The organism is Actinobaculum sp. oral taxon 183 str. F0552, assembly GCF_000466165.1.
Classification (GTDB): domain Bacteria; phylum Actinomycetota; class Actinomycetes; order Actinomycetales; family Actinomycetaceae; genus Peptidiphaga.
This window is the reverse complement of sequence record NZ_KE951448.1, coordinates 1-8,278: the sequence shown is the minus strand read 5'-3', so window position 1 is coordinate 8,278 and position 8,278 is coordinate 1. Positions and strand designations below refer to the sequence as shown.

Annotated in this window: 6 protein-coding genes; 2 read left to right on the top strand and 4 right to left on the bottom strand. The window is 70.1% G+C overall.

The window, feature by feature from the left end; all coding sequences use genetic code 11:
* Positions 1 to 3,806, top strand: a 3,806-nt coding sequence (locus tag HMPREF0043_RS11530; RefSeq protein WP_021602379.1) for a hypothetical protein, incomplete at its 5' end; no start/stop codon positions are given.
* A gap of 775 nt (positions 3,807 to 4,581) precedes the next feature.
* On the opposite strand, the gene mscL is transcribed toward HMPREF0043_RS11530, so the two are convergent.
* The 4 genes from mscL to HMPREF0043_RS07365 all read right to left on the bottom strand — a co-directional run bounded on the left by mscL (position 4,582) and on the right by HMPREF0043_RS07365 (position 7,299).
* Entirely contained in the window at positions 4,582 to 4,986 is a 405-nt protein-coding gene (gene mscL, locus HMPREF0043_RS07380) for a large conductance mechanosensitive channel protein MscL (protein WP_021602377.1), read from the bottom strand.
* 80 nt (positions 4,987 to 5,066) lie between these two features.
* The gene (locus HMPREF0043_RS07375; RefSeq protein ID WP_021602376.1) at positions 5,067 to 5,699 is read right to left on the bottom strand and encodes an SAF domain-containing protein; all 633 of its coding nucleotides are present in this window, start codon (positions 5,697 to 5,699) and stop codon (positions 5,067 to 5,069) included.
* Between the two features lie 358 nt (positions 5,700 to 6,057).
* A complete protein-coding gene (locus tag HMPREF0043_RS07370) occupies positions 6,058 to 6,453 on the bottom strand; it encodes an FmdB family zinc ribbon protein (RefSeq protein ID WP_040318121.1) in 396 nt (131 codons plus the stop codon).
* A 228-nt stretch (positions 6,454 to 6,681) separates the two neighbouring features.
* On the bottom strand, positions 6,682 to 7,299 hold the full coding sequence (locus tag HMPREF0043_RS07365) for a 5-formyltetrahydrofolate cyclo-ligase (RefSeq protein ID WP_040318120.1): 618 nt from the start codon (positions 7,297 to 7,299) through the stop codon (positions 6,682 to 6,684).
* A 431-nt stretch (positions 7,300 to 7,730) separates the two neighbouring features.
* Here HMPREF0043_RS07365 and HMPREF0043_RS07360 point away from each other — a divergent pair.
* Positions 7,731 to 8,278: hypothetical protein (locus tag HMPREF0043_RS07360; protein ID WP_198010307.1), on the top strand; the 548-nt coding region annotated here is incomplete at its 3' end.

Sequence of the window (8,278 nt, the reverse complement as noted above, 5' to 3'; positions counted from 1 at the left end):
TGCCGGCTCCCGAGCGGCGCGACCGCGCGCCCGAGGCGGAACGGGGCGCGGGCGACCGCGACACCGCCGAGCTCGCGGCCGTCGAGGCCATCGCGTCGGGGCGATCCGTCGTCGTCGACACGCCCCCGGGATCGCAGGCCGTGGAGACGCTGGCCAGCATCGTCGCGGACGCCGCGGCCTCCGGCAAGAGCGTGCTCTACGTGCCCGGCCGGGCGTCGGCCGCCCGGGCGCTCGTCGACGAAATGGGGCGCCTCGGCCTGGGCGACCTCCTCCTGGACTTCTCCGATTTGGAGGGCGTCGCCTACCGCCTGCGCACGGGCATGCGGCTGCGCGCCGGCGAAACCGACGAAACCGACGTCCTGGAACTGCGCTCCAACCTGGTCAGAGCCCGCGGTGAGCTCGCCGAATACATCGCTTCCCTGCACGAAGTGGATCCCCGGTGGGACGAGTCCGTCTTCACGCTGCTGGAGCGCCTGGCCGTTCTGACCGCGCGCCAGAACGCCCCGAAGAGCCGGGTCCGCCTCGATTCGAGCGCCCTGGAGGATCTCGAGGCCAACCGGGAGCAGGTGCGCGCCCTCTTCGAGGAGGCGGCCGATTTGGGGGCCTTCGTGCCCGCCGAGGACTCGCCGTGGAAGGGCGCGGCCATCCATTCGACGTCCGACGGCGACGCCGCCCTGGCGCGGGCCAAACGCCTGGCCACCGAGCTGCTCCCGGCGGTCATGTCCCAGTCCAAGCGGGTCGCCGAGGAGACCGGCCTGACTCCGGCCGAGACGCTCGGCGATTGGGCCGAGCAGATCGGGATGCTCGACGGCATCTCCTACTCCTTGGACATCTTCCTCCCCCAGATCTTCGAGCGCAGCGCCCAGGACATGGTGATCGCCACGGCGTCCAAGGAATGGCGCGAGCTCAACGGCGAGGAGATGAGGGGGTCGGAGAGGCGCCGCCTGACCAAGCAGGCCAAGGACCTCATGCGCCCCGGCGCGACCTCAGCGGACCTCCACTCGGACTTGAAGACCGTCCAACGCCAACGCGAAGTGTGGCGGCGCCACTGCACGGAGGGCGGCTGGCCGAAGCTCCCCGACGGGATGTCCCAGATACGCCACTACGCCGCCGAGACCGACAGGGAGCTCGAATCCCTCGAATCGGTGCTGCCCGGCGCCCGGCTCGCCTCGATGCCCCTCGGGGAGCTGCTCGAACGGGTGCGCGCGCTGGCCGAGGACGAGACCACGATGGCGCGCCTTCCCCGCGCGAACGAACTCATCGCCGAGTTCCGCGCCCGCGGCTACGGCGGGGTCCTCGACGACTTCACGCAGCGCAGCGTGACCAGATCCGACGTGGAGGCCGAGCTCGAGCTCGTCCACGCCTCCTCGGTCTTCGAACAGCTGGTCGGCCGCTCGCCGATCCTCGCCCGCACGACGCCGGCGGGCCTGTCCGAACTCGCCGCCGAGGTCCGCCGCCTCGACGAGGCGCACACGAGAACCCTCGTGGTCCCCGTCAACCGCGCGGTGGTCAGGACCATGCGCGAGACGATCTCGGCGCACCGCGAGGACACGCTGAGCCTGGACGCGCAGCTCGAACGCTACTCGACCGGGATCCTGCGGGACGTCATCGCCGCCCACCCGCGGCTCGTCCAGGTCGCGCGGCCCGTGTGGGTCATCCCGTCGATGATCGCCGCCGAGTTCGTTCCGCCCATGCCCTGGGCCGATCTGGTCATCATGGACGAGCTCGACTCGGCGCGCCTGGCCCCCACGGTCTCCATGCTCATGCGCGGCCGGCAGATCGTGGCCATGGGTAACGTCCGCAGGGCGCGGACCGAGGACGCCGGCGCGGCCATCACCGAATTCGCCAAGACCCTCCCGGTCTGCGAGCTTCCGACCCTCCGCGCCCAGTACGACGAGCTCGCCGCCCAGACGCTGCGCGAGCAGGGCTACGAGGACGTCCTGGAGATGGTCCCCTCCGCCAGGCACGGACGCAGGCCGCGGCTCATCGTCGTCAACGGCCGGGGGGTGCCCAACCCCCAGTCCGGGATGATCGAAGGCACCCAGGCCGAGGTCGACGCCGTCGTGGACGCCGTAGTCGACCACGCCCTGACCCGCCCGGAGCAGTCACTGGCCGTCGTGAGCGTCTCGACGGCCAACGCCTCCAAGATCCGCGGCGCCGTCAAACGGCTGGCCGCGGACTCCCCGCAACTGGGGGCCTTCCTCGGCGAGGGCTCGCGCGAGCCGTTCACCGTCCTGGACCTCACCCAGGCGGCCGGGCTGCGGCGCGATTCCGTGATTCTGACGGTCGGCCTGGGCAAGACGGTCCACGGCCGAGTGCTGCACACCTTCGGCCCCCTGGCCACGCCGGGCGGGCTGACCGGCCTCGTCGACGCGGTGGAAGCCGCGCGCGAGGAGCTGACGATCGTCACTGCGCTCGGCCCCGGCGAGATCGGGGCGAACAGACTGTCCACACCCGGGCCGCGGCTGCTGGAGCGGATCATCGACCGGGCCGCCGGCCGAGAGGTCGCGCTCGACCCGGACGCCTCGGGACGCGATGTCGGCCCGCTCCTCGGCGATCTCGCGGCGCGCGTGCGAAGCGCCGGATGGGAGGCCGCCATGGACTTCGGCTTCGACGGCGGAGTGCGCATCCCCATCGTCGCCGGGCACCCCTCCCTCCCGGGAACGTGGAGGGTCGCCGTCCTCGCCGACGACGACGCCTACGTCAGCGAGCCCTCTCTGCGCCGGCGCGACCGCTACTGGATCGAACGCCTGGAACGGCGCGGGTGGAAGGTCGTCCGGACATTCTCGACATCTCTGTTCATCGATCCGGTCGGCCAGGCGGAGAAGGTCATCGCCGCCCTCGAGGCGGCACGACAGGCCGAATCGGAGACTCCCGTGCAGGTCCCGATGCTCGGCTCGGAGGATTGGACCATGTCCTCGCAGACGGATCGCCCCGCCGACGCTGCCGTTCCAGCCGCCTTCCCCGGGGCAGCGGCCTCCGGCGACACAGCGGCTTCCAGTTTCCCCGCTGCGCCGGCGGCCTCCGGCGAGGCTTCGCGAACGGTTCCCGACGGCGCTGTAGGCTCCGCCGATCGTCCTGGCCCGGCCGATGCGGCAGCTGTGGCCCGTGGTTCCGGCCCAGCCCGCGGTTCCGGCCAAACTGACACCTCCGGTCCGACTAACGGTTCCGGCCCAGTCGACGGAGCCGGTTCGGCCGGCGCCGTGCCTGCGGATGGCTCGACGCCCCCGGGCTCTTCCTCACCGTCCTCCATGCGGGGCGATCGCGCTGAGGCGACAGCCTCGGCGGCGAAGGCCTCCGGGCCTGGACGGCGCCCAGCCGCTCCGGAGGACGGCGCGCCGCAGCCCGGAGAAGGACAGCCCGGAGAAGGGGGAGGGAGCCCGAACCCAGCGGAGGCGGGATCGTCTGGATCCTCGAAGGAACCTGCAGAGGGGCCGGGGACCGAGCCTGCGGAAGGGCCGGGGACCGATTCCGCGGAGGGACCTGCGCAGGCGTCGGGGCCTGGCGAGGACCCCGAGCGCGACGGGGGAGTTCCCAGGCCGCGGGGGCCGCGTCCGAACGTCCAAGCCGGGCTTCCCCTGGCCGCGTACACCGACGGTCAGCTCGACGACGTCGTCGCGTGGATAGCCTCCGACGGCGTCGTCCGCGGGAAGGACGAATTCGTCAAGGCGATCCGCGAGGAACTCGCGATCCGCCGCCGAGGCGTGCAGATCGACGCGATACTCAGGAACGTCATCTCCCGTTCGGGGCTGGCGGTCGAAGGCTCGCCCGGCGACGCGGGCAAAGGCAAAGGCCTGCGTCCGTGAGCGCGAAGGGCGAGGGCACAGCGAGCGGGCGAGGGAGCCCGGGCGTCGGCCGGCCTGGCGGCGATCGGAGGGGCGGCGATGTCGCCGACGGCAACCCGCGTGAGCTCGGCAATCTCCGTGACGACGGTATTCCACGTGAGCTCGGCGCCGCTTCCGTTGCCGGCCTTCATGAGCCCAACGCCCCCGCCGGCGGTGTAGGCCCTGGCGACTCCCATGAGTCCGGTGTCCTCGCTGGCGGTGTAGGCTCCGGCGACTCCCGCAAGTTCGGCCCTGCCGCTGGCGATCCCCGAGGATCCGGCGATCCCCGAGGATCCGGCAGCGGCCGATCCAGTGCCGCGCCCTCTTCTCCCTCTTCACCGCGCAGACGGCGGGCGGCCGTCAGGCTGTCCCGCGTCGACGCCGAGCGCCTGGCTCGCGGCGAGATCTCCTCTCCGGAAGAGGCTCTTCACCTCGATGACCCGAAGGCGACCCGATCGGCGATGCGCGGCGAGGAGCGGCGCGGCGTCGTCGCCCGCGACGCCGGCGAACGCCGCCTGCTGGAGAACAGACCCCCGCATTTCGGGTCGCTCTAGCGCATCTTTCGCAGCGCTCTGGCGTTTCTCGGGCGCTCTGCCGCGGGAGCCGCCGAAGAGAGCGAATGGCCGGCTGTATCGCACGCCGAAGCCAGGCGGCGCTGACGAATCGCACCGAAGGTCGCGTTGGAGCCAGACGGCGCCGGCATGGAAGTGGGACGCGAGTCCGCCCCGCGTCCCACATGACCGTTACGGCTGACGCCCTACTGGCGGAGACGCCCCTGGCCGTCGTTGGTGAGGGCGTCCCTGATCTCCGTGAGGAGGAGGACCTCGTCCGAGGGAGCCTCCTCGGGATCGGCCTGGCCGGACTTCCTGCGTTCGGCCAGCCTGTTCATCGGCATGACGATACAGAAGTAGAGGGCCGCGGCCACGATGAGGAAGTTGACGACGGCGGTGATGAGAAAGCCCGGCTCGATGGGCGTCGTCCCGATGTGGAATGTGCCGACTTCGTTGAAGCTGGGCTTGCCGAAGATGGCGGAGATGAGCCGCAGGAGGATTTTGTCGGTGAGCGCGTCGATGATCGGCTTGAAGGCGGCGCCGATGATGACGCCGACGGCGAGATCGATGACATTGCCGCGCATGATGAATTTCTTAAAACCGTCAAGCATGGATTGATATTCCTAACGTGTGCGTAGTTCTCCCCGCGGCGTTTCGAACTGCGGGACGTGATGGCTACCAGCGCCCCGGGTCAATGAACGATGACGACCCGCATGGGCATAGCTGAGCCATAACCAATGACCAGGGTAGCGGTATCCGCGGGAATCGCAAGGAAAAGCGGCAGGGTGTTAGATAAATCACGTGAAAATGACTTGCTTTTGGACGCCGTACCCACTCCGACGATCGTCGCCCGGCTGACGACCTTGACGGCCTCCGGCGACTGGGCGTGCTCGTCCTTGGGCGCGTAGAGGGCGACCCTCTGGCCGGGCGTCAGCAGGCTCTCCGTCCCGTCGGCTTGCACGGCGACGGGCACGACGACCTGCCCGGGCTCGACGGAAGCCAGGAACTTCTTCGACAGGAGCATCTGCGGCGCCACCGGTATCCCCTTGGGGACCGGCGTGGTCAGCGTCCGCCCGTCGACGTCGCCGAGCGATGTGAGCACGCCTCGGGGAGCCAGCGCTCGCGGCACGTCGGCCACGCGCACGTCGCCGGTGCTCAGTTTGGTTCCCGCGGGAAGGTCGCGGTCGGCTACGACGACGCCCACGGTCTCGGGCCGCAGCTCTCTGAGCGCGGAGAGGGCCGAAGCGACCGCGGCGAGGAGGGCGACGGCCGCGAGAACGAAGCGGAAACGCCACAGAGTCGCGCGGATGCGGGTGAAATCCATGCGACCAGGCTAGTGGGGAGGCCGCGGCCGCCCCGGCCCGCGACGGTCCTCTGTGCACGGCGATGCTCCGAACCTGGCCTGTGGACCGCGGCGGCCGACATCACAGCCGCGGACCCGCGCACATCGCCGACGGCCCTGCGGACGGTAGCGGGACCCGACGTCTCGTGTGTCCCTTCGGGCTGCGGTAGGCGTGGGACCTTCGCAGACGCGGGACACGCCGAGCGAGGCGGGGCGACTGATGACGGCGGAGTGAGATCTTCGCAGGCGCGGGACGGGAGATGGATGCGGAAAGACGCTCAGGCAGGAATGCGCTCAGGCAGGAATGGTTCGAAGGCCAAGCGCCCGGAAGGCGAGGCGTTCAGGGTGCGACGGGCGCGGGGGAGGGCGCAGCCTTCGGAGCCGATCCGGAAGCCGGAGCCTGCCCGGAATCGCTCGCTGCCGGACTCGACGCGCCTTGTGAGCCTGTGCGCCGCTCCGCTCCGTTGTCGCCGGAGGCCGGAGCTTCGGATGACGATTCGCCGGAGGACCCGCCTTCCTCGCCGCCCGAGCGCTCGGAGGAGTGAAGGCCCTGCGAGGACGACTTCGAGTCGTTGTGATAGAAGCCGGAGCCCTTGAATACGATGCCCACGGAGTTGAACAGCTTGCGCAGGGCGCCTCCGCATTTCTCGCACACGGTCAGCGGAGCGTCGCTGAACGACTGACGGACGTCGAACTCGTTTCCGCATGCGGTACAGCGGTACGAATACGTGGGCACGCGAAGCCTCCTTGAGCAGCAGTGGATCACCGAGCGCCAAGGATACTCCGCCCTCACGCGACTTTCCACGGCGGTTCGCCCACGGAAGACGCGCCGAGTCGCCGCCCACGGAAGACGCGCGCCGCTTCCTCGGGATGCGCAGACCGGCGACCCGACCCGATGCAAGGAACGGCCCGTCCCCGCCTGGATCACGACAGGCGGGGACGGGCCGTTCGCCCGTCGATCCGGTCAGGACACCGAGCCCCAGCGGTCGGGGAGGATGACGTAGTGCACGCACACGTCCATCGGGTCCTGGGGAAGCTCGGCCTCCACGTACTCGTCGGGGTAGATCATCGCTCCGATGCGGGCGTCCGGCCTGACCTGCTTGAGAATGCGGTCGTACCATCCGCCTCCCTGGCCGATGCGCTGCCCGTGGCGCCCGACCAGGATGGCGGGGACGAGCAGGACGTCGACGGCGTCGAGCACCTTGGAGGTCAGGCACTCCCCGCCGGGCTCCGGGGGGCGGCCGGGGGCCATGACCTGAAGATCGTCCGGTCCCCGATACCATCCCCACTCTCGGGACAGCTTCGGCCCGAGTTTGGGAAGCAATAGCTTCTTACCGGCGGCGGTGATGGCCTCGCACAGTTCGTGCGTGGGAGGTTCGTCTTTGACGGAGACGTAGGCGGCGATGACTTCGGCATCTCCTATGAAGTCCAGTGCTGTGCGAACCCAGGAATCGACAAGCCCCTCACGGACGTGCGTCGACCTGCGGGAGCGGTTCTTGCGAGCGGCTGAGCGTAGAACCTGTTTGGCGTCCTCGACATCCAGGTCGGCGACATCGGGAAGCGTCACCATATGTGCGGTCATAATCGTATTCTTCCATGGGCGGACCGTCCCGCGGTAGATAAATCCGCCATTTGCGCCAGTCGTGAATGGGGCGGACCGCCCCTTGCCTCAGCCTCCCTCTGTGGTATGAGAGGGGATTGGGAATCCGCCATGTCCGCCAAGCCGGTCGCCGCGAGTTTCGCAACACGCGGCAGGTCCTCCCGGGCTCGGTGGTGGCCGGCCATTAGCGTGGATCCGTGGGCTTCGAGGGATTTGTTGTACTGGGTGCTGCTGTCTTGCTGTTCGCCTACGTCATCCCCGGCCTCGTGAGACGTCGCGTGGTGCTGGCTGACGCTCCGATCGAGGATCGTTTCGCCGAGGACCTGCGGATGTTGGAGGTGTCGCAGGCTCAGCCGCCCGCCCACGCGGGCGGTCAACATGGTTCAGTTTTTTTCCGGCGGCCGGAGGTTGAGATGGCTGGAAGCGAGTTCAGCGCGAAGGACGTTCGCGAACTCGCCCGTGACCGTTCTCGTGCACGAGCGAGGATCTCCAGACGCGCGGCCTTCATGAGGCGCATCCTCATGGGCGTCGCAGCGCTCGCCGCCCTGGCCGCCGTGCTGTGGATCGCCACCGCCCTGACGCCGCTGCCGGCCGTCGCCGCCGTGGGCGCCACGGCGGTCACGGGGGCGTGCGCAGTGGGCTTCGGGTACCTGCGCCGCGAAGTGGCCAAGGCCGACGCCGTCGACAGGCAGACCGTCGCCGACATCGACGCCGAGCTGGGCCCCCGCCGTGCGCACGGGCGCCGTCGCGCGGTGGATATCGTCCGCGCCCGGACCCTCGCCCAGGCCAGGAGGGAGGCCGCCCGCGGATCCTCGTCCCACGGTTCGTCCGACGCCGAGGAGATCGCCGTGCGAGGCCGCGGCCGGAAAGCCGACGCGGGCGTTTGCGACCGCGCGACCGAACGCGACGCCGGGCGCGGGCGCCGGGGGGCCGCAGGAGGCGGTCACGAGACCGCGGGGCG